The 26159-nt window shown below is 72.3% G+C and carries 20 protein-coding genes and 1 tRNA gene; 9 read left to right on the plus strand and 12 right to left on the minus strand.

Annotated elements, in window-relative coordinates; translation table 11 throughout:
* Positions 1–7: 7 nt before the first annotated feature.
* Positions 8–901, minus strand: a complete 894-nt coding sequence (locus tag ACQUQD_RS05590; RefSeq protein ID WP_428950815.1) for an aminoglycoside phosphotransferase family protein — start codon at positions 899–901, stop codon at positions 8–10.
* Positions 902–991: 90 nt separating this feature from the next.
* Complete coding sequence (locus ACQUQD_RS05595) at positions 992–2410, minus strand: MFS transporter (protein ID WP_428950816.1); 1419 nt, start codon at positions 2408–2410, stop codon at positions 992–994.
* 114 nt (positions 2411–2524) lie between these two features.
* Here ACQUQD_RS05595 and ACQUQD_RS05600 point away from each other — a divergent pair, with 114 nt between their 5' ends.
* Positions 2525–2977: a hemerythrin domain-containing protein gene (locus ACQUQD_RS05600; protein ID WP_428950817.1), complete on the plus strand. Its 453-nt coding sequence runs from the start codon at positions 2525–2527 to the stop codon at positions 2975–2977.
* Positions 2978–3050: 73 nt separating this feature from the next.
* Here ACQUQD_RS05600 and ACQUQD_RS05605 read toward each other — a convergent pair.
* Positions 3051–3124, minus strand: a tRNA-Pro gene (locus ACQUQD_RS05605).
* Between the two features lie 115 nt (positions 3125–3239).
* Here ACQUQD_RS05605 and ACQUQD_RS05610 point away from each other — a divergent pair.
* Both ACQUQD_RS05610 and ACQUQD_RS05615 read left to right on the plus strand, forming a co-directional pair.
* Complete coding sequence (locus tag ACQUQD_RS05610; RefSeq protein ID WP_428950818.1) at positions 3240–3737, plus strand: DUF309 domain-containing protein; 498 nt, start codon at positions 3240–3242, stop codon at positions 3735–3737.
* A 135-nt stretch (positions 3738–3872) separates the two neighbouring features.
* Entirely contained in the window at positions 3873–5957 is a 2085-nt protein-coding gene (locus ACQUQD_RS05615) for an MDR family MFS transporter (RefSeq protein WP_428950819.1), read from the plus strand.
* Positions 5958–5980: 23 nt separating this feature from the next.
* On the opposite strand, the gene ACQUQD_RS05620 is transcribed toward ACQUQD_RS05615, so the two are convergent.
* From ACQUQD_RS05620 to ACQUQD_RS05645, 6 genes are all read right to left on the minus strand, one after another.
* The gene (locus ACQUQD_RS05620) at positions 5981–6745 is read right to left on the minus strand and encodes a sulfite exporter TauE/SafE family protein (protein WP_428950820.1); all 765 of its coding nucleotides are present in this window, start codon (positions 6743–6745) and stop codon (positions 5981–5983) included.
* 66 nt (positions 6746–6811) lie between these two features.
* Positions 6812–8329, minus strand: coding sequence for a long-chain-fatty-acid--CoA ligase (locus ACQUQD_RS05625; RefSeq protein ID WP_428950821.1), 1518 nt, complete (start codon positions 8327–8329; stop codon positions 6812–6814).
* A gap of 70 nt (positions 8330–8399) precedes the next feature.
* Complete coding sequence (fabG, locus tag ACQUQD_RS05630) at positions 8400–9158, minus strand: 3-oxoacyl-ACP reductase FabG (RefSeq protein WP_428950822.1); 759 nt, start codon at positions 9156–9158, stop codon at positions 8400–8402.
* Positions 9159–9210: 52 nt separating this feature from the next.
* Complete coding sequence (locus tag ACQUQD_RS05635; RefSeq protein ID WP_428957461.1) at positions 9211–10398, minus strand: thiolase family protein; 1188 nt, start codon at positions 10396–10398, stop codon at positions 9211–9213.
* A gap of 306 nt (positions 10399–10704) precedes the next feature.
* Positions 10705–11343 carry a LuxR C-terminal-related transcriptional regulator gene (locus ACQUQD_RS05640; RefSeq protein ID WP_428957462.1) on the minus strand — a complete coding sequence of 213 codons (639 nt, stop codon included), beginning with the start codon at positions 11341–11343 and terminating at the stop codon, positions 10705–10707.
* Positions 11340–13094 carry a sensor histidine kinase gene (locus ACQUQD_RS05645; RefSeq protein ID WP_428950823.1) on the minus strand — a complete coding sequence of 585 codons (1755 nt, stop codon included), beginning with the start codon at positions 13092–13094 and terminating at the stop codon, positions 11340–11342. The genes ACQUQD_RS05640 and ACQUQD_RS05645 overlap by 4 nt, the downstream gene beginning before the upstream one ends.
* A gap of 146 nt (positions 13095–13240) precedes the next feature.
* On the opposite strand from ACQUQD_RS05645, the gene ACQUQD_RS05650 reads away from it, so the two are divergent.
* Positions 13241–14437 (plus strand): amidase, encoded by a 1197-nt coding sequence (locus ACQUQD_RS05650; protein ID WP_428950824.1) that lies wholly within the window; start codon positions 13241–13243, stop codon positions 14435–14437.
* Positions 14438–14536: 99 nt separating this feature from the next.
* Positions 14537–17599, plus strand: a complete 3063-nt coding sequence (locus tag ACQUQD_RS05655; protein ID WP_428950825.1) for an NACHT domain-containing protein — start codon at positions 14537–14539, stop codon at positions 17597–17599.
* A 108-nt stretch (positions 17600–17707) separates the two neighbouring features.
* On the opposite strand, the gene ACQUQD_RS05660 is transcribed toward ACQUQD_RS05655, so the two are convergent.
* The gene (locus ACQUQD_RS05660) at positions 17708–19648 is read right to left on the minus strand and encodes a beta-N-acetylhexosaminidase family protein (protein WP_428950826.1); all 1941 of its coding nucleotides are present in this window, start codon (positions 19646–19648) and stop codon (positions 17708–17710) included.
* 310 nt (positions 19649–19958) lie between these two features.
* On the opposite strand from ACQUQD_RS05660, the gene ACQUQD_RS05665 reads away from it, so the two are divergent.
* The 4 genes from ACQUQD_RS05665 (at position 19959) to ACQUQD_RS05680 (ending at position 23277) form a co-directional block, all read left to right on the plus strand.
* Entirely contained in the window at positions 19959–20813 is an 855-nt protein-coding gene (locus ACQUQD_RS05665) for a TetR family transcriptional regulator C-terminal domain-containing protein (protein ID WP_428950827.1), read from the plus strand.
* A 99-nt stretch (positions 20814–20912) separates the two neighbouring features.
* Positions 20913–21809, plus strand: coding sequence for a 3-keto-5-aminohexanoate cleavage protein (locus ACQUQD_RS05670; protein ID WP_428950828.1), 897 nt, complete (start codon positions 20913–20915; stop codon positions 21807–21809).
* Positions 21809–22792 carry a 3-hydroxyacyl-CoA dehydrogenase NAD-binding domain-containing protein gene (locus tag ACQUQD_RS05675; protein ID WP_428950829.1) on the plus strand — a complete coding sequence of 328 codons (984 nt, stop codon included), beginning with the start codon at positions 21809–21811 and terminating at the stop codon, positions 22790–22792. Before ACQUQD_RS05670 ends, ACQUQD_RS05675 begins: the two co-directional genes overlap by 1 nt.
* Positions 22789–23277, plus strand: a complete 489-nt coding sequence (locus tag ACQUQD_RS05680; RefSeq protein WP_428950830.1) for a thioesterase family protein — start codon at positions 22789–22791, stop codon at positions 23275–23277. Before ACQUQD_RS05675 ends, ACQUQD_RS05680 begins: the two co-directional genes overlap by 4 nt.
* A 60-nt stretch (positions 23278–23337) precedes the next feature.
* Here the strand turns inward: ACQUQD_RS05680 and ACQUQD_RS05685 are convergent, their stop codons facing one another.
* Together ACQUQD_RS05685 and ACQUQD_RS05690 are read right to left on the minus strand one after the other, a co-directional pair.
* The gene (locus ACQUQD_RS05685) at positions 23338–24279 is read right to left on the minus strand and encodes a TauD/TfdA dioxygenase family protein (protein ID WP_428950831.1); all 942 of its coding nucleotides are present in this window, start codon (positions 24277–24279) and stop codon (positions 23338–23340) included.
* 374 nt (positions 24280–24653) lie between these two features.
* Positions 24654–26105: a glyceraldehyde-3-phosphate dehydrogenase gene (locus ACQUQD_RS05690; RefSeq protein WP_428950832.1), complete on the minus strand. Its 1452-nt coding sequence runs from the start codon at positions 26103–26105 to the stop codon at positions 24654–24656.
* Between the last annotated feature and the right edge of the window lie 54 nt (positions 26106–26159).

The raw sequence follows: 26159 nt of genomic DNA on the forward strand, positions 1-26159 counted from the left end.
CTGCCCGTCAGCCGCGGTCCTCGGCGAGCACGGCGCCGATGACACGCTCGGCGGTCCGTGCCATGAACGGGTTCGACTCCCGGTAGTACGCCAGCTCGTGGGCGGCGACGGTCAGGGCCCAGCCCCGGCCGCGCGCCCACGTGTCGGCATCGAGTCCGACGGCGTCCCGGAAGATCCGGCGCCCCGGAGCGTCGAGGACGTACCAGGCGACGAGGAGGTCGACGGCCGGGTCGCCCGTGCCCATGCACTCGAAGTCGATGACGGCGCTGAGCCGTCCGCCGTCGACGAGGAGGTTGCCGGGCTGGAGATCGGCGTGGAGCCACACGTCGGGCAGTGGGCCGCGCGGGGCCCGCACGGCGGCGTCCCAGACGGCGAGGGCCGTGTCGGCGTCGATCGCACCGGCGAGCCGCCGCAGCACCTCGCGGGTCCCCGTGTCCCGTTCGGCGAGCGGCCGGCCCCGGTACGCCTCGGGCGCGCCCGTGGGGTCGATCCCGCGCATCGCCGCGACGAACGCCGCCAGGTCACCGGCCAGGGCCTGCGGGTTCTCCAGGTTCCCCACGTCCGGGATCGCGCCGGGCAGCCAGCGGTGCACCGCCCACGGGTACGGGAACCCGTGCCCCGGCTTGCCCTCGGCGAGCGGTTCGGGCACGGCGACCGGCAGCCGCGCGGCCAGGAACGGCATCCACCGGTGCTCGCTCGCCAGGTCCGGGGCCGCCCGGCGCACCCGCGGCAGCCGGATCACCAGATCGTCGCCGAGCCGGAACAGCACATTGGACGTGCCGTGCGAGGCGACGTACCGCAGCGGCAGCCCCGCCCAGTGCGGGAACTGCTCGTCGACCAGGGCGCGTACGAGCGCCTCGTCGATGTCGGCCTCGTCGTCGTGCAGCTTGCGAACGCCCATGGTCACCTTTCGCGGCGGGGATCAACGCCGCGTGAGCCTATCCGGGCCCGGTCCGCCGGTTCGCGTCATTTTCGTGGCGGACGCGAGACCTTACCCCCGCACGTTCTCCAGGGTCCGTCCGGTCGTGCGGGGCCCGAGGACCGCCACGTCCACGCACAGCAGCGCCATCAGGACGGCGCACCCGGCGAACATGCCCCGGGCGCCGAACGCGTCCAGCACCGCGAGGCCCACGAAGGGCAGCACGCCGCCGGTCAGCCGGGACAGCGAGTAGGCGATGCCGACGGCGCTGCCCCGCATGCCGGTGGGGAACAGTTCGGCCTGGTAGACGTGGAAGGCGTTGGAGAAGATGTTCTGGGTGAGCGTCATGAGGACGCCCGCCGTGACGATCGCCGCCGAGGAGTCCGCGGTCCCGAAGGCGAGGCCGAACACGGCGATCGCCGCGGCCGAGACGATCACCAGCGTCTTGCGTTCGATCCGCTCGATGAACAGGATCGAGACGGCGGAGCCGATCGGGTAGCCGAGGAAGCTGAGCGCCGTGTACGTCAGCGAGTGCACGACGTCGTGGCCCTTGGCCATCAGGACGAGCGGCGCGAGGGACCCGAAGCCGTAGTAGCCGACGGTCTGCAGCACCTGGAAGATCCAGAGCATCGCGGTGCGCCGCAGGTACGGCGGCCGGAACAGTGCGCGGACGGGCACGACGGTGTCCTTCTCCGTCGCCTGCGGTGCGGGCGGCGGAAGGGGGGACGAGGGCAGGGCCGGCGTCAGCCCGGCGCCGCGCTCCACCTCGGCGACGATGCCGTCCGCCTCGCCGTACCGGCCGCGGGCGCTCAGCCAGCGCGGCGACTCGGGCAGCGACCGCCGCAGCAGCCAGACGAACGCCGCGCCGACGCCTCCGAAGACCAGCAGCCACCGCCAGCCGTCGATCAGCAGGTGCCGGTCCGCGACGAGCAGCCCGCCGAGCAGGGCGGCGACCGGCGCGCCGCAGAAGCCGAGGGTGTACGCGACGGCGACGAACCGCCCGCGGACCGCGCCCGGCAGCAGTTCGCTGACGTACGTGTCGACGAGCGGGAGTTCGGCGCCGAGGAAGAGCCCGGCGACGACGCGCAGCACGACCAGCGACGTCAGGTCGGGGGCGAAGGCCGCCAGCAGCGAACTGACGCTGTAACCCGCGAGGTTGAGCATGAACAGCGGGCGGCGGCCGAAGCGGTCCGCCGCCCTGCCGAGCAGCACGGCCCCCGCGAACATGCCGAAGAACGGCGCCCCGACGAGGAGCGCCTTCGCGTCCGAGTCGAGGTGCCACTGCTCGGTGAGGACGCTGCCGAGCACACCGCCGAGGAACACCTCGTACAGGTCGAAGAAGGTCGCGAGTCCGGCGAGCAGGGTGATCCGCCAGTGCCAGGCGTGGACGGGTACGGCGTCCAGGCGGGCGGCGACGGCGGGCCAGGCGGGCCCATCCGTGCGCGCCGCCGTGCCGTCATCAGGTGTCGCCTCAACCGTCCCGCCGGTCATGCCCGTTCCCCGACCTTCCGCTATAGCTGCTGGTTACACGCATGCTGTCATGCGGACCGCCCCACACCGACGGCCTCCACGATCCCTCCTCGGGACTGACGTATCACTGACCCCATGTGCCATTACTGCGGTTGCCGGGACATTCCCCTCATCAAGGAGTTCATCGCCGAGCACGAGCGCGTCACGGACGCCGCCGGCGACGCGCTGCGGGCCCTCGACCGCGGGGACCCGGCGAGGGCGCGCAGCCTCGTGGACCGCATGGCCGCGGAGCTCACGGCGCACTGGCGCGGCGAGGAGGACGGCCTGTTCTGGGTGATGCGTGAGGATCCCGAGTACGCGGAGTACATCGCGGCCCTGGAGTCCGAGCACCGCGAACTGGCCGGGCTGCTACCCGCGCTGGACCTGACCGACCCGGGCGATGTCCGCACCTTCACCGAGGCGGTGCACGAGCTGCACCGGCACATCGCGAAGGAGGAGGACGGACTGTTCCCGGCCTCGCTGACCGCGCTGTCGGGGGACGAGTGGGACGCGTCCATGGCGGCCTGGCGGGCGGCGCACCCGCGGTGAGCGGCCCCGGGAACGACTGTGGGGCCGCTTCGGATCTCTCCGAAGCGGCCCCACGGCCTGCGACTTCATTAAGTCGGGACGACAGGATTTGAACCTGCGACCCCTTGACCCCCAGTCAAGTGCGCTACCAAGCTGCGCCACGTCCCGATGTCGGCTGCCTTCCGGGTCCCGTCCGGCGGCGACAGACAGAACAATACCCCAAGCTCACGGGTGGTTTGAAACCCTTGCGCGGCCGCCGGGAGAGGTGGGCGAGAATCGGGGCATGAGCACTTCGCACAGCGGTGACCGGGACCGCGACGACGCGGGCCGGGCGCGCAACGCACGTCCCCGCGACGGTCTCGGCCGGCCGCTCCCCTACGGCAGCCCCGGCGTCGACCGCCAGCCGGAGGGCGTCGTGCGCACCCCGGCGCAGACCGTCGCCCAGGCACAGGAGCTGCTCGACGCGGGCCGCCCGTTCCACGCGCACGAGGTCTTCGAGGACGCCTGGAAGTCCGGCCCCGCCGCCGAGCGCGACCTGTGGCGGGCCCTGGCCCAGCTGGCGGTGGGCCTCACCCACGCGGCCCGCGGCAACGCCAGGGGCGGCGCCCGGCTGCTGCGGCGGGGGGCGGACGGGCTGACGGCCTGGACGGGCGAGCCCCCGGCCGGTCTGGACCCGCAGGCGCTGGCGGCATGGGCCGGACGGCTGGCGAGCCGGGTGGAGCGGAACCCCGCACCGGTGGACGCGGCCGCCTGCACACCCCGCCTCAGGAAAGCCTCGTAAGGGGCGCGGGGAACTGCGCGGCCCACCACACACCCCCCGCACCCGCCACCCGGCATCACGCCAGACGGCCCAGCGGCTTCACCGGTCCGGCCCCACCCGAATGCGCCGCCCGCGGCCACGGGCCACCCTGCAGAGGTGACAGCCACCGAAACCCCGCAGCCCGCCGCAGAGGCCCCGGCCCCGCCGGTGCTGGACAAGCGCCGCCGCAACGTCGTCTTCGTCACGATCATGCTGGGCATGCTGCTGGCCGCCCTCGACCAGACGATCGTCGGCACGGCCCTGCCGACGATCGTCTCGGACCTCGGCGGCGCGGCCCACATGTCGTGGGTGGTGACGGCGTACCTGCTGGCGGAGACGGTCGCCACGGTGCTCGTCGGCAAGTTCGGTGACCTGTTCGGTCGCAAGGTGGTCTTCCAGGTCTCGGCGATCGTCTTCATCACCGGCTCGTTCCTGTGCGGTCTCGCGGGCAACATGACGCTGCTGATCGCCTGGCGGGCGATGCAGGGCATCGGCGCGGGCGGTCTGATGGTGACCGCCATGGCGCTGATCGCGGACGTCATCCCGCTGCGCGAGCGCGGCAAGTACCAGGGTGCGATCGGCGCCGTGTTCGGCGTGGCGACGGTCATCGGTCCGCTGCTCGGCGGCCTGTTCACGGACCACCTCACCTGGCGCTGGGCGTTCTACGTCAACGTTCCGATCGCGATCGTCGTGGTGATCGCCGCGGCCCGCACCATCCCGGTGGTGAGATCGGCGACCCGGCCGGTCATCGACTATCTCGGCATCGCCCTGGTCGCGGTCGGGGCGAGCGCGCTGATCCTGGCCACCAGCTGGGGAGGCAACGAGTACGCGTGGGGCTCCGGCGTCATCATCGGCCTGTTCGCGGGCGGCATCGTCGCGCTCGGCCTGTTCTGCTGGGTGGAGCTGCGCGCGGCGGAGCCGATGCTGCCGATGCGGCTCTTCGCCAATCCCGTCTTCACGGTGTGCTCGATCCTCAGCTTCATCGTGGGCTTCGCGATGCTGGGCGCGATGACGTTCCTGCCGACGTATCTGCAGTACGTCGACGGCGACTCGGCCACGATCTCCGGGGTGCGGACGCTGCCCATGGTGATCGGTCTGCTGATCGCGTCGATCTTCTCCGGCAACGTCGTCAGCAAGACGGGCAAGTACCGGATCTTCCCGATCGTCGGGTCGCTCGTCATGGCCCTCGGCCTGTATCTCCTGTCCCTGATGGGGAGTTCGTCGAGCGCCTGGCTGGAGTCGCTCTACATGTTCGTGCTCGGCGTCGGCATCGGCCTGTGCATGCAGGTGCTGACGATCGCCGTGCAGAACACCGTCGAGTACGCGGATCTGGGCACCGCGACGTCGGGCGTCACGTTCTTCCGTACGCTCGGCAGTTCCTTCGGGACGGCCGTGTTCGGCACGATCTACGCCAACACGCTGAAGCCGAACCTGACGGAAGGGGTGGAGGCGGCGGCCCGGACCGGCACGGGGCTCGATCCGGCGGCGCTCGCGAAGGCCGCGCAGAGCCCGGAGGGGCTGCACGCGCTGCCGGCCGTCGCGCGGGCGTCGATCGTCGAGGCGTACGCGGACTCGCTGCACACGGTGTTCCTGTGGACGGTGCCGGTGGCGGCCATCGGGTTCCTGGTGGCGCTGTTCCTCAAGCAGGTGCAGCTGCGCGACAGTGCGCGGATGGGCTCCTCGGACATGGGCGAGGGCTTCGCCCAGCCGACGACCGGTGACCCGGCGCATCTGCTGGAGCGGGCGGTCGGCAACATCGTGAAGAAGTCGGACCTGGAGACCGCCCGGCGGATCCTCGGGTCCTCGGACACCCGGCTCGACATCGCGGGTGCCTGGGCGGTGATGCAGGTGGAGTTCTTCACGCGGATGGTCGGGCACGCGAGTCTCGGGATGATCGCGGCGCGGCGCAAGCTGCCGCCGGAGGTCCTGGTGCCGGTGTTCCAGCGGATGGTCGACGAGGGCTATCTGTCGCGTACGGGCTCGTACTTCTCGCACACGGAGGCGGGGCGCCGGGAGGCCGGTGTCATCGGCCACGCGTGGGGCGAGTGGCTGTCCAAGCAGGTCGAGGCGGATCTGGGCCGGGCTCCGGGCAAGGACCTGCGGGCTGCGGTCGACTCGATCGCGAAGCGGCTGCTCGCGGAGGACCTGGCGCAGGGCCTGCCGCAGCAGCCCGGCTCCGACCGCACGCTCACGCCTTCCTAGGCGCCGAGGACGCGCGGACGGGGTCAGCGCAGCAGCAGTTGGAGGCCGCCGAGGATCGTGGCGGCGATGACCAGTTGCTCGAACAGACGCTGGTTGATGCGGTTCACGGCCGTCTTGCCGATGAGTGCACCGGGCACGACGAACGCGACGAGGCAGGCGTCCAGGAGCAGGGAGCGGCCGTCGATGAGGCCGAGGCCCACGCTGAACGGCACCTTCGCGGAGTTCACGATGAGGAAGAACCACGCGGAGGTGCCGAGGAAGCCCAGTTTCCGGAAGCCCGCGGAGAGCAGGTACATCGACATCACGGGACCGCCCGCGTTGGCGACCATCGTGGTGAAGCCGCCGAGCACCCCGTACGAGCCTGCCTTGACGCGGGCCGCGCGGGTCGCCGTCTCCTCGGGTTCGGGTGTCTCGGCCCTGCGCCGCCGCCACAGCGTGACGGCGGCCATCAGCAGCAGGATCGCGCCGATGGAGGTGCGCACGGCCCCGTCCCCGGCGAGGGCGAGGAAGACCGTGCCGAGCACCACTCCCCCGGCGACGGCCGGGAACAGCCGCCACAGCGTGGGCCAGTGGGCGTGCCGCCGGTAGGTGAGCACGGCGAGGATGTCGCCGCAGATGAGGATCGGCAGCAGTACCCCGGTGGACGCACGGGCGGGCAGGATCGCGGCGAAGATCGCGAGGCTGACCGTGTTGGCGCCGCTGACGGCGGTCTTGGAGAAGCCCACCAGCAGGGCCGCGGCGGCCAGGGCGGTGAACTCCCACGGGGTGATCCCGAAAATGTCGTGCATGGGGGGCCGATGGTAGACCCACCTATCCGCCGCGCGTCAGGGGCGCCACATGGTGATACGGGGTGCTCAGCTGCCGGCGTAGGTGGCCCTCAGTTCCCGCTTGAGGACCTTCATGCTGGGGCCGAGCGGCAGTTGGTCCGTGAACTCGATGCGGCGCGGGTACTTGTGCTTGCCGAGGTGCTCCTTGGACCAGGCGGTGAGCTCGGCGGCGTCGAGTGCCGTGCCGGGCCTGGGCACGATCACCGCGCACACCTCCTCGCCGTGGACGTCGTCGGGCAGGCCGATGACCGCGGCGTGGCCGATGCCGGGGTGCCGCATGAGGACCTCCTCGACCTCGCGCGGGTACACGTTGTAGCCGCCGCGGATGATGATGTCCTTCTTGCGGTCGACGATGCGCAGATAGCCGTCCTCGTCCTTGGTGCCGAGGTCGCCGGTGCGGAACCAGCCGTCGACCAGGGCCTCGGCGGTCGCCTCCGGGCGGCCCAGGTAGCCGGTGAAGACGCAGTGGCCGCGGACGACGACCTCGCCGAGTTCGCCCGTCGGCAGCAGTTCGACGCGGTCCTCGACCTCGGCGCGCGCGATCTCGACGTCGACGCCCCACAGGGGCTGCCCGATCGTGCCGGGACGGGCCCCGAACGCGGGCTGGTTGGCGGAGGCTGCCGGGGAGGTCTCGGAGAGGCCGTAGCCCTCGTAGACGGTGGCGCCGAAGGCCTGTTCGAAGCCCTCCAGGACGGCGACGGGGAGCGAGGCGCCGCCCGAGACGCAGATCTTGAGCTGCGGGAGTTTCCCGGCCTCGGGCGCCGCCGCGAGCAGGTTCACGTACATCGTCGGGACGCCGTGGAACGTGTTGACGTTCTCGGCGACCATCAGGTCGATCGCGCGGGCCGCGTCGAAGCGGGGCAGCAGGACGAGCGTCGCGCCGACGCGCCAGGTCGCGTTCAGGGAGACGGTCTGGCCGAACGCGTGGAACAGCGGGAGGGCGCCGAGCGCGATGTCGTCGACGTGCGCGTCGTTGGCGTCGAAGGCGCTGACGGTCGCGTTCATCACCAGGTTGAAGTGGCTCAGCTCGGCGCCCTTGGGGACTCCCGTGGTGCCGCTGGTGTAGAAGATGACGGCCGGGTCGTCGGCCTCGCGGGTGACGTAGGACGGCAACGGGTCTTCGGCGTCGGTGAGTTGCTCCAGGTCCCCGGCGGCGCCGAGCGTGAGCATGCGCACCCCTGCGGCCTGCGCGGCGGCCGCGCCCACCGCGGCCTGCGCCGGGTGGCACAGCAGCAGGCTCGCGCCGCTGTCCCTGAGGACGTGCTGCACCTCCTCGGCCGACAGGAGCAGGTGGACGGGCACGACGACGGCGCCCGCCGCGAGCGCCGCGTAGTACGCGCGGGGGAACTCGGCCGTGTTGGGCGCCATCAGGGCGACCCGGTCCCCCGGGCGGACGCCGAGGCCGGTCAGGGCCGCGGCCTGCTTGCGGGCCTGCAGCCACAACTCCTTGAAGGTGAGGCGCAGTTCACCCTCCACGAGTCCGACCTTGTCGGGGTGGCGACGGGCGGACTCGGCGAGGATCGCGGCGAGGGAGAGGGTTGCCATGAGGAGTGGTGCTCCGTTCGGTGCTGACTGCTGGTGCGGCTCTGGACCAGGTCGTGGACCCTGAACTGGGTCAGCGGGCGCCGCCGTTGACGTACAGCGTCTGACCGCTGACGTAGGAGGCGTCGTCGCTGGCGAGGAACGCGACGACCGCGGCGACGTCCTCGGGCTGCCCGACGCGGCCCAGCGGGGTCCGCTCGGCGGCGAGCTTCTGGTGCTCGTCGGCGGTGGAGCCGACGCGCTCGGCGGTGGCGGCGGTCATCGCGGTGGCGATGTAGCCGGGGGCGACCGCGTTGACATTGATGTTGAAGCGGCCCAGTTCGATGGCGAGCGTGGCGGTGAAGCCCTGGATGCCGGCCTTGGCGGCGGCGTAGTTGGCCTGGCCCCGGTTGCCGAGGGCGGACCGCGACGACAGGGAGACGATCTTTCCGTACTTCGCCTGCGCCATGTACTTCTGGGCGGCCTGGGAGCAGGTGTAGACGCTGTTCAGGTTGACGTTGATGACCGCGTCCCAGTCGGTCTTCGGCATCTTGAAGAACATGCCGTCGCGGGTGATGCCCGCGTTGTTGACGAGGATGTGCAGCCCGCCGAGGTCCGCGACGACCTGGGCGAACGCGGCCTCCACCGCCTCCTGGTCGGTGACGTCGCAGCCGTAGGCGCGGGCCGTGCCGCCCTTGGCCTCGATCGCGTCGACGGTGGCCCGGGCGCGCTCCGCGGTGAGGTCGACGACGGCGACGGTCGCGCCCTCCTCAGCGAGCCGCCGGGCGGTGGCGGCGCCGATGCCCTGGGCGGCGCCGGTGACGACGGCGACGCGACCGGTGAACCTGCTCATGAGTGCTCGATGTCCTTTACTGGTCGGGGAGTTCAGGTACTGGCCAGGGAGTTCAGCCGCGCTCGACGAGGACGGCGCTGCCCTGGCCGACGCCGACGCACATGGTGGCGAGGCCCCGGGCGGCGCCGGTGCGGCGCAGCCGGTGCAGCAGGGTGGTGAGGATGCGGGCCCCGGAGCAGCCGAGGGGGTGGCCGAGGGCGATGGCACCGCCGGTGGGGTTGACGAGGTCGGGGTCGATGCCGAGGCCGTCGACGCAGGCGAGCGCCTGGGCGGCGAACGCCTCGTTGAACTCGGCCTCCTCGATGGCGTCGATCGTCCAGCCGACGCGGCCGAGCGCCTTGCGCGTGGCGGGCACCGGACCGATGCCCATGACGTCGGGGTGGACACCGGCCGAGGCGCCGACGACGTAGCGACCGAGGGACTCCAGGCCCAGTTCCTCCAGTGCCTCCTCGCTGACGAGGAGGAGGCCGGCCGCGCCGTCGTTCATCGGCGACGCGTTGCCCGCGGTGACCGAACCGCCCTTGCGGAACACGGGCTTGAGGCCGCCGAGCTTCTCCAGGGAGGTGTCGGGGCGGATGCATTCGTCGGCGTCGACGACGACGCCGTCGGGCCGGGTGACCGGGAGGATCTCGGCGTCGAAGAGACCGTCCTTGCGGGCGGCGGCGGCCCGCTGGTGGCTGCGCAGCGCGAACGCGTCCTGCCGCTCGCGCGGGACGCCGTACCGGTCGGCGACCTCCTCGGCGGTCTCCCCCATCGCGAGGACGCCGTGCAGCTCCTTCATCCTCGGGTTGGTCAGGCGCCAGCCGAGGCGGGTGTCGTACGTCTGCAGGGTGTGCGGCAGCGCGTCGTCGGGGCGGGGCAGCAGGAAGGGGGCGCGGCTCATGGACTCGGAGCCGCCCGCGAGCACGATGTCGGCCTCGCCGGCGGCGATGGTGCGGGCCGCGGTGGTGACGGCTTCGAGGCCGGAGGCGCAGAGCCGGTTCACGGTCGCGCCGGGTACCGACTCGGGCAGGCCCGCGAGCAGGGCGGCCATCCGTGCGACGTTGCGGTTGTCCTCGCCGGCCTGGTTGGCGGCGCCCCAGTAGATGTCGTCGACGCGGGCCGGGTCGAGCGCGGGCACGTCCGCCAGCACGCCCCGCATCACCGTCGCCGCGAGGTCGTCGGGGCGGACCGTGGAGAGGGCTCCGCGCAGCTTTCCGATCGGGGTGCGGCGGGCGGCGGCGAAGTGGACGGGACGCACGGTCAGCTCCAAGGGCCAGCGGTAAATTAGCACTGCTAGTTTTGGACTATAGACCCGGGTCACGGCAGCTGGGAAGGGGCACCCGGGAGCAATCACCCGGTGATCAAATGGGGGCATGCCGTGATCAAAGAGGTGGGCCGGATTCCACATCTCAGGGCTGACCCTGATGTCCCGCTCCACGGCCACGCCTACTGTGGAGCTCCGGCACCGCTCCGCGGACGACGTACGGGGGACCACGGGGGAACGGGGGAACGACGTCGTCTCCGGAGCGGACAGCCGGAACCTCTTGCGTGCGGCGGGCGGGCTTCAGCCCCGCAGATACATGAGAACGGCCATGACGCGCCGGTGCTCCAGGAGATCGGGCTCCAGGCGCAGCTTGCCGAAGATGTTGCGGACGTGCGTCTCGACGGTCTTGCCGCCGATGACCAGCTTCTGGGCGATGGCCTCGTTCGAGCGGCCCTCGGCCATCAGGGACAGCACGTCGCGCTCGCGCCCGGTCAGCTCGTCGAGGGGACCCGGCGCGCGCGGCGCGTCCATCAGCCGGGCCACGACCAGCGGATCCAGGACGGTCTCGCCCGCGGCCACCCGCTTCAGGGCACCGTGCAGCTCCTCGATGTCGGCGACCCGCTCCTTGAGCAGGTACCCGAAGCCCTCGGGCCGCTCGGCCAGCGCGTGCACCGTGGACGTCGTCTCCACGTACTGCGACAGCAGCAGGACGCCGGTTCCCGGGTGGATCGCGCGGATCGCGGCCGCCGCGACGAGGCCCTCGTCGGTGTGGGTCGGCGGCATCCGGATGTCCAGCAGCACGGCGTCCGGCGCGTGCTCGGCGACGAGCGCGAGCAGCGGGGCGGTGTCCCCGCACTCGGCTGCCACCTCGATCCCCTCGTCGGTGAGGAGCCGTACGATCCCCTGCCGCAGGAGCGCCGAGTCCTCGGCCACGATCACCCGCACGGCAGCTCCGCCCTGATCCTGGTCCCGCCGCCGGCGGGACTGTGTATGTGCAGTACGCCGTCGACGGCGGCGAGCCGGTCGGCGAGGCCGCGCAGTCCGGTGCCGCGGGCGGTGTCGGCGCCGCCCACTCCGTCGTCGACGGTCTCCACGACGAGCCGGCCGTCCTGGTGCCGGGCGGAGACGCTGACCGCGCGGGCCCGAGCGTGCTTGGCCGCGTTGGAGAGCGCCTCGCAGACGGTGAAGTAGGCGGTGGTCTCGACGAGGGGGTCGTAGCGGCGGGGCTCGGCCGCTACGACGACGGGCAGCGCGGCCTCCTGTGCGAGCGCGGTGAGCGCGGGCGCGAGTCCCTCGCGGGTGAGGACGGCCGGGTGGATGCCCTGGGCGAGGCCGCGCAGTTCCTCGATGGCCAGGCGCAGGCTCGACTCGGCCTCTCCCGCGGCCTCGCGCAAGGTCTCGTCGGGGTGTTCGGCGAGCCCGCGCTGCACGCGGCGCACGGCCATGAGCGCGAAGACGAGGCGGGCCTGCGCCCCGTCGTGCAGGTCCCGTTCGAGACGGCCCCGCTCGGCGTCCGCGGCCTGGACGATCCGGGTGGCGACGTCCTTGGCGCGGGTGCGCAGCCACACGTTCTCCAGGGCGAGACGCAGCGCGGCGGAGACGGAGCCGAGGAGTTCCGGGTCCTCGAGCAGCGCCGGGTCGTGGTGCAGCACGGCGAGCGGCCGGCCGTCGGCGGCGTCGACCCGGGTCCGGCCCGGCCGCTCGGGGCTCACCTCGCGGCCCGCCCCGTCGACGTACGCGCCGCGCTCCTCGCGCCACAGGCCGAGCCGCAGCGTCGGGTCGCCGAGGACGCGCACCAGCGCCTCGCGGACCCGGGACGGGTCGGGGTCGGTGCCCACGTCGATGACGAGCCCGCTGACCTCGGCCCGCTGCAGATGCATGCGCAGCAGACCGCCCAGGAAGGCGAAGGGGACGGCGACCTGGGCGAGGTCCGACATCAGGTACACGGCCTGTTCGGCGACGGAGCCGACCTCGCCGAACCACGGCACGACGTAGAACAGCATGTCCCACATCAGGAACGCGACGGCGATGCCGATGCCGATCCAGGCGGGCAGCAGGGCGCGCCGCCGGGCGGCCGACGCGTGCCGCCAGCGCAGCACGATCGCGACGGCGGCGACTGCGGAGATCACCCAGCCCGCCGCGTGGTACACGGCGTCGAAGGTGTCGAACAGGCCGTGCCAGGACGGTACGAGGAAGAGGTTGGGGCCGCAGGCGCGGCAGTCCAGATAGGTCGCCCCGGTGTCGGTCGCCGGGTCGAACAGGAGGGCGCGCAGCAGGCCGCCGACCGCGACGAGACCGTACGCGAACTGGACGAGGCGCCGGGTGAGGACCGTGGTGAGACGTCCCTCGGGGAAGGACAGGACGAGGTGCAGCAGCACCGCCATGTTCAGCGCTTCCCACCAGGCGCCGAACGCGAACAGGGCCGGGACCGAGGTGCCTTGGAGGTTGCCGAGGAACCAGGTGATGCCCTCGAACACCATGAGGCGGCCGGTGTTGTTGGCGGGCCTGCGCCGCCAGGCGATGATGCCGGCGACCACGTAGGCCCAGCCGACCGCGAGGTCGCGGACCAGGTCGGACGCGGAGGCGCCGACGCGCGCGTACGCCCAGGTCCCCGCCGTACCCGATACGACGGCCAGGGCCGCGGCCCCGGTCAGGCGCAGCCGAACCGCCCGCTTTCCCTGACTGTCCACGGGCCACACGGTAAGCCATTCAGCGGCTTGCGGAACACGCCGCTCAGGGGATACGCGCCCAAGTGCCCCTCCTGTCCCGTCCTCACCTTCCGGTAGGGCGCCCTGTGATTAACCCCGGTGAAACGCCCCGCCCCTACGCTCCCGTCGTGGACGCGACAGTGACGGACCAGGTCAGCCTCTCCTTCGACCCCGCGGTCTGGCGCGCCACCGGCGCGCCTTTCCTCGCCGCCGGTGCGGCCGAGGGCCCGCTCGCGGGGGTGCGGGTCGCGGTGAAGGACCTGTTCGCGGTGGCGGGGCAGCGGGTGGGCGGCGGCAATCCGGTGTGGCTGGAGCAAGCGCCACCGGAGCCCGAACACGCTTCAGCCGTAGGTCAGTTGCTGGATTCCGGGGCCTCGGTGGCGGGCCTCGCCCACACGGACGAGCTCGCGTTCAGCCTCGCCGGGACGAACGTCCACTACGGGACGCCGGGGAATCCGGCGGCGCCCGGCCGGACCACGGGCGGGTCCAGCAGCGGCTGTGCGGCCGCGGTGGCCGGCGGCGCGGCGGACCTGGGCCTGGCCACGGACACCGCGGGCTCGATCCGGGTGCCCGCCTCGTACTGCGGTCTGTACGGCTGGCGTCCCACGCACGGAAGTATCCCGACGGACGGACTCGTGGCGCTCGCGCCGTCGTTCGACACGGTGGGGCTGCTGGCGCGTACGGCCGGGGTCCTGCGGGCCGGGGCGCGGGCACTGCTGCCCGAGAGCGCGACCGTGCCGGTGCGCCGTCTCGTGGTGGACGACGCGGTCACCGCGCAGGCCGGGCCGGAGGTGGCGACGGCGTTCGAGACGGCGGTGCGGGCACTGTCGTCGCGGACGGGCCTCGATGTCGTACGGGTCGACAGCGGTGTCGCGGCCGGGGTGACGGAGTGGCTGCCCGCGTTCCGCACCGTGCAGGCCGCCGAGGCGTGGCACAGCCACGGGGCGTGGATCGAACGCCATCCGGGGGCGCTCGGGCGGGACGTGGCGGCACGGTTCGAGGCGGGGCGCACGGTCGGCGATCGCGAACTCGCCCGTTGCAGGCGGGTGTTGGACTCCGCGCGGACCACCTTGCTGGCCGAAGTCCCGCCCGGCACCGCACTGTTGCTGCCGTCGGCGAGCAGCCCCGCGCCCCGCGCGGAGGCGGGCGCGGAGGCGATCGAGGCGACGCGGGCCGCCACGTTGCGCCTGACGTGTCCGGCGTCGCTGGCCGGGCTGCCCGCGGTCGGGATGCCGTTGCTGCGGGTGGGAGGACTGCCCGTGGGGCTGTGCGCGGTGGGGGCGCCGGGGGCGGACCACGCGCTGCTGGCCCTGGCCGGCACCTGAGCGAACGATCGCCCCACGACGCCCCTGACGCCCTCGTACTGTAAGGAAGCCACCCGGGGCGGGGTCGGCGGACGCCGAGGAACGAGCGAGGGGGTCGGGGTGGGATCGCGGAGGTTGCTGTCGTTCGCGGACGCGCTGGAGCTGCTGGGGGTCGATCCGCCGCGGATCGCCGCGCTGGACCGGGCGCTCGGCGGGGCGCTGAATCTGGCGACCGGCGGGGCGAGCGGGACCGTGTTCGGCATGATGTCCGAGCGCGGCCGCATCATCGGGCTCGGGCGGGACGCGGTGCGGGGCGCCGGCCGACGGCTCGGCCGGGCCGAGGGCCGGGCCGAGCGGACCGAGGTGCTGCGGGCGGCCCACACCGTGATCGTCGTGGTGGCCTGGTTCCAGGCGCTGGAGGCGGCGGACCTGCCGATCTCGCTGGACGACGTGGAGCTGTCCGGTCAGGAGCAGTTGGCGCTCGTGGGCGCTTCCGCCGAGGACGGGCTGGTGCAGTCACTGTTGACGGCGGCCGTTCCGTGTCCGGCGCCGCACGAGGACTTCGTGGAGGCCCTCGACCACTGGTACTTCTCCCTCTCACGCCGATTCATCGCCTTCGTGACGGGCCTTGCGCAGTGGGAGCTGCTCTCGGAGACGCAGCAGCAGGCGTTCCGCGACACCCTGCTCGTGGCGAGAACGGACGAGGCCCTGGCGAACTACCGGGAGCTTTACTCACACCTCATGCAGACCGCGCCGGAGTTCGCCCTCTGGGTCACCGAGAACGAACACCGCGCGACCCGCGCCGAGGTGCGCCGCGCCCTCGACGGCATCGACACCCTCCTCACCGCCACCGCCCGCGGCCTCACCGCGCCCGTCGACGTCGCCGCCGCCCTGGCCCGCTCGCACGAGGCCGCGCTCGGCCACCCGGTCCTCGACACCTCGACGGCCCCCGAGGGCATCGTCGTCCCCACGCTCCGGGCCATGTACCTCGACCCCGACTTCCGCGTCGCGCAGCCACGGGGCCAGTCGGGCCCCGCCGACGAGTCGTGGTGGGAGCAGTTCGGCGTGCGGCACGACCTGACCCGGTACCTCGCCGGCGCGCTCACCGGTCCGGCCCTGGCCGAGGCCCCGCTCCTCGTCCTCGGCCAGCCCGGCGCGGGCAAGTCCGTGCTCACCCGGGTCCTGGCCGCGCGGCTGCCGGCCGCCGGGTTCCTGCCCGTCCGGGTCCCGCTGCGGGACGTGCGCGCGGAGGACGAACTGCAGGACCAGATCGAGCAGGCGATCCGCGCGGCGACCGGCGAGCGCACGACCTGGCCCGACCTGGTGCGCGCGGCGGGCGGCAGCACTCCCGTGCTCCTGCTCGACGGGTTCGACGAACTCCTCCAGACCACCGGCGTCCACCACACGGACTTCCTGGTGCGCGTCGCCCGTTTCCAGCAGCGCGAGGCCGAACAGGGCCGCCCGGTCCTGGCGTTGGTGACGAGCCGCACCGCCGTCGCCGACCGGACACGCTATCCGGACGGCATGGTGGTCCTGCGCCTCGAACCCTTCCGGACGGAGCAGGTGGAGCGGTGGCTGGCCATCTGGAACGACGCCAACGCGACCACACTGCGGCCGCTCACCTGGGAGACCGTCTCCCGGCACGCCGAACTCGCGGCGCAGCCACTGTTGTTGACGATGCTCGCGCTGTACGACGCCACGGAGGGCGGCCTCCACCGGGAGGGCGGCGAACCCCTCGCGGTCACCGAGCTGTACGAGGAGCTGCTGTCGTCGTTCGCGCGGCGCGAGGTCGGCAAGACCACGCGGGGCGGCGTGCCGGACCACGAGAGCGGCGAGCGGGTCGAGCAGGAGCTGCAGCGGCTGTCCCTCGTCGCCTTCGCCCTCGTCAACCGGCGCCGGCAGTGGGTGTCGGCGGCCGAGCTGGACGAGGACCTGGCGGCGCTGCTCGGCAGACGCGCGGCCGAGGCCTCCGGTTTCCGCACGCCGCTGGGCGCGGCCGAGGTGGCGCTCGGCCGGTTCTTCTTCGTGCAGCGCGCGCAGTCCGTGCGGGACGGGCAGACCCTGTCGACATACGAGTTCCTGCACGCGACGTTCGGCGAGTACCTGGTGGTCCGGCTCGCGCTGCGGCTGCTCACCGACCTGCTGACGCCGCGCCCGTCGCTCTCCCTCGGCGAGTCCCGGATCGACGACGATCTGACGTACGCCCTGTTGTCCTACGCGTCCCTGGCCTCCCGTCAGATGCTGCGGTTCGCGCGCGGGCTCGTCCGTCCGATGGACGCGGCGGAGCGCGAGCGCCTGGCGGCCCGGCTGATCCGGGTCCTGCACGAACACGAGACACGGACCGCCGATCACCATCCGGGCTACCGGCCCGCCGGCATGGCCACAGCCACGCGCCACGGCCTGTACGGCTCGAACCTGGTGCTCATGGCCATGGTCCTCGTGGGGCGGACGACCGCGGCCGAGCTGTTCCCGAAGTCGTCGGACCCGGTGAGCGACTGGTCCCGGAGCTGTCAGCTGTGGCGGTCCTCGATGGACGAGCAGCAATGGACGGACTTCGCGCTCGCCTTCACCACGCGCCGCCGCTGGGACTCCGACGGACACCGCGTCCTGGAGATATCGCTCCGTGAGGGCGAGGTCCTGGCTCCGGAACGCGTCGACCCCAACTGGCTGTTCCGCAACCCGGAAGGCCACGGCGGGAGCGCCTGGCAGCGCACCTACTGGGACGATCTGTGGCACAAGATGTCCCTGACGGGGGCGACGAACGACTCGGTCGTGCGGCACGCGATGGACCCGGTGTTCCGCAACCTCGGCCCGGCCGTGACCACGTTCGTCGCCGAGGCCGGGGCGCCCGCGACGTCGTTGGCGCACGATCTCCTGCGGCTCCTCATGGAGGACATCTCCATGGTCCCCGGTGGCGAGCTCGCCACCCTGTACGTCAGGGTGCTCGACGGCATCCGCATGCTGCCCCGCCGCTTCGCCGCCCTCGACCGGATCATGGACATGCTGCTCACGGCACGGGACCGGGACCGGGCACGGCTTCCGACGCCCGTCGCGGAGCGTGTCGACGACTTCGTGCGCGGCCTGGCCGCCGACCTCGACGACGACTCGCCCCTGCACGAACTGACGCGGTTGCGGATGCGGCGGGTCGTCGAGCGGCACTACCCCGGCCTCTTGTCCACCTGACCGCCGTCCGGCGCACCTGCGGGCCGCCGGACAGTTCGGCCGAGGACGGGGGTGCCGGTCCACATCACGCCGAGGGACAGCACCTGGCGCCGTGCGCGACGCGTCGGCTCAGGACTCCTGCGCCGCCGCGTCGTGCAGTGCGTCGACCTTGGTGACGAAGTCCTGGAGGTAGGGGTCGGCGATCTTCACCGGTCCGAGCTGGTGGTGTTCGGCCGGGTCGACGGTGATGTGCGCGGCGGTGTCGGCGGCGGCGTCCATGGCCGTGCGCGCGGTCGCCGCGCCTTCCTTGTCGTGGGTGTCGATCGCCCGCAGCACTGTCAGGCCCTGGCGCAGGGCCTCGCCCCAGTGCCCGGTGGCGGTGAGCCAGCGGTCGGCGTCGTGCAGGAACAGCCGGTCGGGGACGCCGTCGCGGAGTACCGCCGGGGTGCGCGCGATCGTGGCGGCCGTCGGGGAGAAGGCGCGGATCGCGGCGCGCGGATCGGTCTCGTACGTCTGCCAGAAATCATCCAACTCTGCGCTGAGGAGCGGCGCTTGGGGCTGCCAGGGGGTGTCCCCGAAGGTGGGTGCCATGTGATTGAGGTCGACGAAGACCTGGACCGCGTCCGCCACCCGCGGGTCGCCGCCCGCGAGGTGCAGGGCGGACCGGCGGGCCGAGCGGGTGCGGTCGTAGCCGCGGTCGTTCCACGAGAAGTCGGACATGGTGAAGACGGCGAGCTTGCTGGCCGCCTCCTGGTTCATGGGGTTGGAGACGAGTCCGCTGAGGTTGTCGGACAGGCCCGCCTCGCGCTTGTCGTACGGGGCGAGCAGGAGGCGTCCCGCGGTCTTCCCGAAGTCGTTGACGGGGTAGTTGTCCCAGACGAAGACCTTGCGGCCGAACAGCTGAGAGGCCTGCTGCGCCTGGGAGTTGGTGATCTCGGGCGGGACGACGTCGGTACCGGTCCACATCACTTCGACGGCCGAGTCGAGGTGGGCGCGGATCTCCTGTTTGTAGGCGGTGTCGGTGAGGTCGCCGTACTCGGTCGGCACCATCTGGAGCGGGTTGGCGCCGTCGTGCGTCGCGATGAAGTCCTGCTGGACGGCGTTGAGGAGCGCGACCTGCGCCAGGGCGGCGGGCCCGCGGCCCGGCGCGCCGAACGTCGCTTCGTCCGCGGCGCAGTTCCACTTGGTGTAGCTGATGTCGTCGAGCGGCACGGAGAACGAGCGCACGCCGAGGTCGTACAGGGACTGGAGTTTGGCGGTGAGCGCCTTGACGTCGGCCGGGTCGGAGTAGCAGATGGAGCCGCCGGGCGAGACGGCGAAGGTGAACCGGACGTGGTTGGCGCCCGCCCGGTCGACGAGTTCGCCGAGCTCCGTCAGCTTGTCGGCGGGGTAGGGGTCGCGCCACTTGTCGCGGTGGTAGGGGTCGTCCTTGGGCGCGTACACATAGGTGTTGGACTTGACCTCGCCGAGGAAGTCCATCTGGTCGAGGCGTTCGTCGGTGGTCCAGGGCGGACCGTAGAACCCCTCGATGCTGCCGCGCAGCCGCATCGACGGGAAGTCGGAGACCGAGGCGCCCGCGACGGCGTGCCGTGCGACGAGCTGCCGCAGGGTCTGCGCGGCGTAGAACTGGCCGGTGGCGTCCGTGCCGCCGAGCGCGACCGTGCGGCGGGCGGCCCGCAGCGCGTAGCCCTCTTCATGGTCGGGGACCTCGGTGCCCCGCAGCGCCTGCGCGATGTCGGGGCGGGCGGCGGGACCGAGCAGGACGGTGAGCGCGGCGTGCCCGGAGGCCTTGGCCCGGACGTCCAGACGCTGCACACCCCGGTCCTGGAGGGTCTTCGTGACGAGGGCTCGGGCGGCGGGGTCGGTGGTGTCGCCGACGACGAGTTCGGCGCGGGCCGGCAGCGGCAGGTCGTCGCCCGCGCGGGCGAGGTGCTGCGGGGTCGGCGAGACGGTGGGCAGCGGGCCGGGCGGTGCGGAGGGGGCCGCGGTGACGGTCGGGGCCGCCCCGACGGAGGCGGCGAGCAGCAGGGCCGCGGCGGTACAGGCCTTCAGTGTTCTCCGGGCGGTCATGCGGGACTCCTCCAGGGGATCGCGTGACTCGGTCGCGGTGGGGCGCGTGAGGCGTGGGGCCACAGGGGGGGCAGAAAGCGCTTGCGCCTCGGAGCAGGCTAAGGCGCTGCCGCACCGTCGACAAGAGGGCGCGGCGGCACGGATTCCGGTTGACTCCGGGGCCTTTCGGCAGGCGCCGGCACAGGAGCCGGCGGCCGATGGTGCGCCGACCGACTGATGAGCCAGTCAGATGCGCAACACCCAGGTGAGGGCACCACTTGAGGGGACTCACTGTTGAGTTTTTCTCAATACGTGATTAGGGTCGTGTCCTGTGGAAACCGACGACGTCCCCGGCCGCGCCCCGAGCGCCGACACCGCCGCCCGTGTCCGTGAGGTCATCACGGCGGCGGGCGTCAGCCAGCGCGAGTTCGCGCGCCGTATCGTCATGGATCCGTCGAAGCTCTCGCGTTCGCTGAGCGGCACCCGCCGCTTCACGGCCGCCGAGCTGGCGCGGATCGCCGACGAGGGGCGGGTCGACGTCGGCCGCCTGCTCGGGGCGCGGCCCCGGGAGCAGTCCCAGGCCGCCGTCGCCCCCGTCGAGGGCGGGCGTCCGCTGCAGATCGTCCGCGAGACGGTCCGGCTGATCGCCGAGCACGGATTCCACGCGGTGCGGGTCGCCGACATCGCCCGCGCCTGCGCCACCAGCACCGCCGCGATCCACTACCACTTCCCGGGCCGCGCCGACCTGCTGGAGGCCGCGGTGCGCTGGTGTATGGACGAGGACACCGCCCGCCGTGCCGCCCGGCTCGCCGCGGCGGACGACGCGGTGGCGGAGCTCGCCCAGCTCATCGAGCTGCAGACACCGCGCACCGAGCAGCAGCGCCGCCAGTGGGCGGTCTGGCTCGACCTGTGGGCCGAGGCCGCGCGTTCCACGGCGGTGGGACGGCTGCACGCCGAGTACTACCGGCAGTGGCGGGAGACCGTCGCCGACGTCGTACGAAGAGGGGTCGCCCAGGGCGTGTTCCGTCCGGCGGTCGACCCGGAGGCGGCGGCGCTGACACTGACCGCGCTCATCGACGGCCTGGCCGCACAGGTACTGGCGTCCGGTACGGCCGGTACGGATCCGGACGCGATGCACACCGCGTTGGAAGCGCACGTCCGTACGGCGCTCCTCAAGGCCGCGTAGGCGGCTCCTCAGAAGCGCGGGGAACTGCGCGACCAGCCACCCGCACCCGCGAACACATCACCCACCCCTACGGCGAGTAGGCCAACGGGAGGCCCCCACATGACCGTCACCGAGAACGTCATCATCACCTGCGCCCTCACCGGCGCGGGCGACACCGTCCGCAAGAGCCCCCACGTCCCGGTAACCCCTCAACAGATAGCCCAGAACGCGGTGCAGGCCGCCGAGGCCGGCGCGGCCGTCGTCCACATCCACGTGCGCGACCCCGAGACCGGCGCCCCCTCCCGCGATCCCCGCCTGTACCGCGAGGTCGTCGAGCGCGTGAAGGAAACCGGCACCGACGTCGTCATCAACCTCACCGCCGGCATGGGCGGCGACCTCGTCATCGACCCGGACGACCCGCTGACCCACCTCCCCGGCACCGACCTGGTCGGCGGCCTCGAACGCCTCCCGCACGTCGAGGACCTGCTCCCCGACATCTGCACGCTCGACTGCGGCTCCCTCAACTTCGGTGACGGCTCGAACCTCTACGTCTCCACCCCGGACATGCTCCGCGCCGGCGCACGGCGCATCCAGGAGCTGGGCGTCCGGCCCGAGCTGGAGATCTTCGACACCGGCCAGCTCTGGTTCGCCAAGCAACTGCTGGCCGAGGGCCTGCTCGACGACCCGACCGTGTTCCAGCTGTGCATGGGCATCCCCTGGGGCGCCCCGGCCGACCCCGGTGTCCTCCAGTCGATGGTCAACATGCTGCCGGACGGGGCCCGTTGGGCCAGCTTCGCGCTCGGCCGGATGCAGATGCCGTGGGTGGCGCAGTCCATCCTGCTGGGCGGGCACGTCCGCGTGGGCCTGGAGGACAACCTCTACCTCGGCAAGGGCAACAAGGCGACCAACGCCCAGCTCGTCGAGCGGGCCGTGACGATCACCGAGTCGATCGGCGCGCGCGTCGCGACCCCCGACGAGGCCCGCGAGCTCCTCGGCCTCAGGAAGGCGAACCACTGATGACCTCCCCCACCTCCCCCATCTCCCCCACCACTCCTGAGAACGTGCAGCGCGTCGCCTGCGTCGGTGCCGGTGTCATCGGCGGCGGCTGGGTCGCCCACTTCCTGGCCCGCGGCTACGACGTGACGGCCTGGGACCCGGCGCCCGACGCCGAGTCGAGGCTGCGCCGCCTGGTCGACGCGGCGTGGCCCGCGCTCACCCGGCTGGGCCTCGCGGACGGCGCGTCCCGCGACCGCCTCACGGTCGCCCCCACGCTCGAACTGGCCGTCGCAGACGCCGAGTTCGTCCAGGAGAGCGCCCCCGAGAAGCTCGACCTCAAGCGCGACCTGCTGACCCGGCTGGACGCGGCGACGCCGCCGGGCGTCGTCATCGCCTCGTCGACGTCCGGCTACCCGATGACCGACATGCAGACGACCGCCGCGGACCCGTCGCGCCTTGTCGTCGGGCATCCGTTCAACCCGCCCTATCTGATCCCGCTCGTCGAGGTCGTCGGCGGCGAGCGCACCGACGCGGCGGCCGTCGCGTGGGCCTCGCGCTTCTACGAGGCGGCGGGCAAGTCGGTGATCACCATGGACCGCGAGGTGCCCGGGTTCATCGCGAACCGCCTCCAAGAGGCCCTGTGGCGAGAGGCGTTGCACATGGTCGCCAACGGCGAGGCGACGGTGCGGGACATCGACGCCTCGATCACCGAGGGCCCCGGACTGCGCTGGGCGGTCATGGGCCCGATGCTCACGTTCGCGCTCGCGGGCGGCGAGGGCGGCATGGCGCACATGCTGGACCACTTCGGCCCGTCCCTGAAGTCCCCCTGGACCCGGCTCGAAGCACCCGAGCTCGACCGGGAGTTGTACGACGCGGTGGTCGCCGGCTGCGACGAGGCGGCGGACGGCCGCACCATCGCCGAGCTGGTGGCCGAACGCGACCGGGGCGTCATCGACGTCCTGCGCGCGACCGGCCGCCTCGACCGCGAGGCGGACCCCCGATGACCGAGACGACCATGATCCCGCTGCTGCACCGCACGGTCCGCCCCGAGTGGATCGACTACAACGGCCATATGAGCGAGGCCTTTTACATCCTGGCCTTCGGGCACGCCACGGACGCCCTGATGATCGAGACGGGCCTGCACTCGGGCTACCGCGAGTCGACCGGCTGCTCCCTCTACACGGTCGAGTCCCACATCCGCTATCTGCGCGACGTTCCCGAGGGCGCCCATCTGGCCATCCGGACACGGGTGTTGGGCGTGGCGGCGAAGAAGGCCCGTTTCACGCACGAGATGTACGTGGTCCCGGACGACTCCGCCGAACCGGACGCGGACGCGGCTCCGGTGGCGACGACGGAGCTGCTCGCCCTGCACGTCGACCAGAAGGCGGGCCGCGCCACCGAGTTCCCCGAGCCGGTCCACGACCGGTTCCGCGCCCTCACGGAACCGGCGCCGGACTGGGCGGGACGATCCATCGCCCCCGTGGCCTGAACCACGCACGCGAAGGGCACCGGCCACCGGGCCGGTGCCCTTCGTCGTGGGACGCCGCGGTCAGTGGGGCCGGTCCCCCGCGATGGCGACGCGCTCGGCGACCCGCCGGGCGTCGCCGTAGTCGGCGACGGCGTAGTGCTGCGTGGCCCGGTTGTCCCAGAACGCGATGTCACCCGCCTGCCAGCGGAACCTGACCTGGAACTCCGGCACGTGGGCCTGCTGGAACAGCAGGCGCAGCAGCCGGTCGCTCTCGGCCCGCTCCAGCCCGACGATCCTCGTCGTGAACGAGGTGTTGACGAAGAGCATGCGCCGCCCGGTCTCGGGGTGCCTGCGCACGACCGGGTGGGTCACGGGCGGGAACGCGTCCTGCCAGCGGGCGAGCCGCTCGGGACCGTAGAACCGGCGGAAGCCGGGCAGGAAGTCGTGCTCGGCGACGGCTCCGTCGATGCGGGCGCGGACGTCCTGCGGCAGGTTGTCGTAGGCGGCCGCCATGTCGGCCCACATCGTGTCGCCGCCGGACGGCGGGACGTCCCGCAGCTGCAACACGGCGCCCATGGCGGGCCGTTCGCGGAAGGTGACGTCCGTGTGCCACACGTTCTCGAAGGTCGGTGTGGACGAGGCGCTCTTGTCGAACCGCACGACCTCGTCGCTGTCGCCGCGCTCCAGCAGCGGATTGGTCTCCAACTCACCCCAGTTGCGGGCGAATTCACGCTGATCCGCGCTGCTCAGATGCTGGCCGCGGAAGAACAGCACCTTCCACTCCAGCAGGGCCCGGTTCACCTCCTCGCGCAGCGCGGGAGACAGCGGCCGGGCGAGGTCGAGGCCGCGGATCTCGGCGCCGATGGTGGCGCCCTGCGGGACGACGTCGAAGAGCTCGTACGGGCGGTGCTGCCACCCGTCCGGGGTGCGGCGCAGCAGGCGCCGCCCCTCGTAGAGGCCGTCGGCGGGGATGTGGGCGGGGCGCAGTGGGGTGGTCGAGGGCGGGATTTCCGTCACGGACATGGGCACTCTCCGGAGGGCACGCGGTGGTGAGGAACGCGGAAGGTCCGTACGCGCGCGGCCCGGACAGGGGTCACCGCGGAACGTACGGAGAGGAGCGACGAGGGACCTGGCGTCCGCTACAAGCCGCTGCGCGCGCAACCACATCGGTCCGGCACGGTGGCCGTTCCGAAAGCGTGGGCGCGATGCGTGAACATGCCCTCATCCTGCGCCGTGAGTGATCACCGGGTCAAGGTGGCGCATGTCTCCGTGCCGTACGACCTGGCGGTTGCGGAAGAAGTCGTCCTCGCGCAGCACGACGACCGGCCTCACGCGAACGGCCGAGGCCGCCCTCGCGGTGTGCGAAGGCGGCCTCGGGCTCGGTCCGTCGACGGTGCTCAGACCACGGGGACCGGCACCGGGAAGGTCGGGTACTCGACCCCGGAGACGTGCTGGACGACCCGGATGACCTGGCAGGAGTAGCCGAACTCGTTGTCGTACCAGAGGTAGAGGATCGCGTTGTCGCCGTCGACCTTGGTGGCGCCCGCGTCGACGATCGAGGCGTGCCGGGAGCCGATGAAGTCGCTGGAGACCGCGTCGGGGGCGCTGATGAAGTCGATCTGACGCTTGAGCGGCGAGGTCAGCGAGACGTCGCGGAGGTAGTCGAGGACCTCTTCGCGGGTCGTCTCGCGGCCGAGCCGCAGGCTGAGGATCGCGATGGAGACGTCCGGGACGGGGACGCGGATCGAGCTGCCGGTGATCGGCGCCTTCAGGTCGGGCAGCGCCTTGGCGACGGCGGAGGCGGCGCCGGTCTCGGTGATGACCATGTTGAGCGGCGCGGAGCGGCCGCGGCGGTCGGCCTTGTGGTAATTGTCCAGCAGGTTCTGGTCGTTGGTGAAGGAGTGGACGGTCTCCACGTGCCCGCGCTCCACGCCGTACTCGTCGGCCATCGCCTTGAGCGGCGGCACGATCGCGTTCGTGGTGCAGGAGGCGCAGGACAGGATCTGCTCGTCCGGCTTGATCATGTCGTGGTTGACGCCGTGCACGATGTTCGGGACGTCGCCCTTGCCGGGGGCGGTGAGGACGACCTTGTCGATGCCCGGGCGCAGGTGCCCGGACAGGCCCTCGCGGTCGCGCCACTTGCCGGTGTTGTCGATCAGGATGGCGTCGTTGATGCCGTACGCGGTGTAGTCGATCTCCGACGGGTCGTTCGCGTAGATCACCTTGATGGCGTTGCCGTTGGCGACGATGGTGCTGTTCGCCTCGTCGACGGTGATCGTGCCCTGGAACTGGCCGTGGATGGAGTCGCGGCGCAGCAGCGAGGCCCGCTTCACGAGGTCCGCCTCGCCGCCGCCGCGCACGACGATGGCGCGCAGCCGCAGCCCGTTGCCGGAGCCGGCCTTCTCGATGAGCAGGCGGGCGACGAGGCGGCCGATGCGGCCGAAGCCGTAGAGGACGACGTCGCGGCCGGCGCCGCGCTCCATCTTGTGGTCACCCGTGGCGCCGGCGACGGCCTCGGCCGTGAACTCCTCGACGCTGAGGCCGCGTTCGTCGCTGCGGTACGTCGCGGCGAGCATGCCGATGTCGATCTGGGAGGGCCCCAGATCGAGCGCGGTGAGGGCGCGCAGGAACGGCATGGTCTCGGTGACCGAGAGCTCGGCGCCGGCTATCTGCCGGGCGAATCGGTGGGTCTTGAGAATGCTGACCACCGACTTGTTCACCAGGGAACGGCTGTGCAGGAGGACGTTCACGTCCCGTTCGCGGTGCAGCTTCCCGATGATCGGGATCATCGACTCCGCGGTCTCCTCGCGGTGCTTCCAATTGGTGAACGAGTCGTCATTGACAGTCACGTGCGTCTCTTTCGAGCTAGGCGGCGCTCATATGCTAACCCGCCCGCTCAGCAC

It is taken from the genome of Streptomyces sp. cg35 (genome assembly GCF_050410835.1).
In the GTDB taxonomy this organism is placed as follows: Bacteria; Actinomycetota; Actinomycetes; order Streptomycetales; family Streptomycetaceae; genus Streptomyces.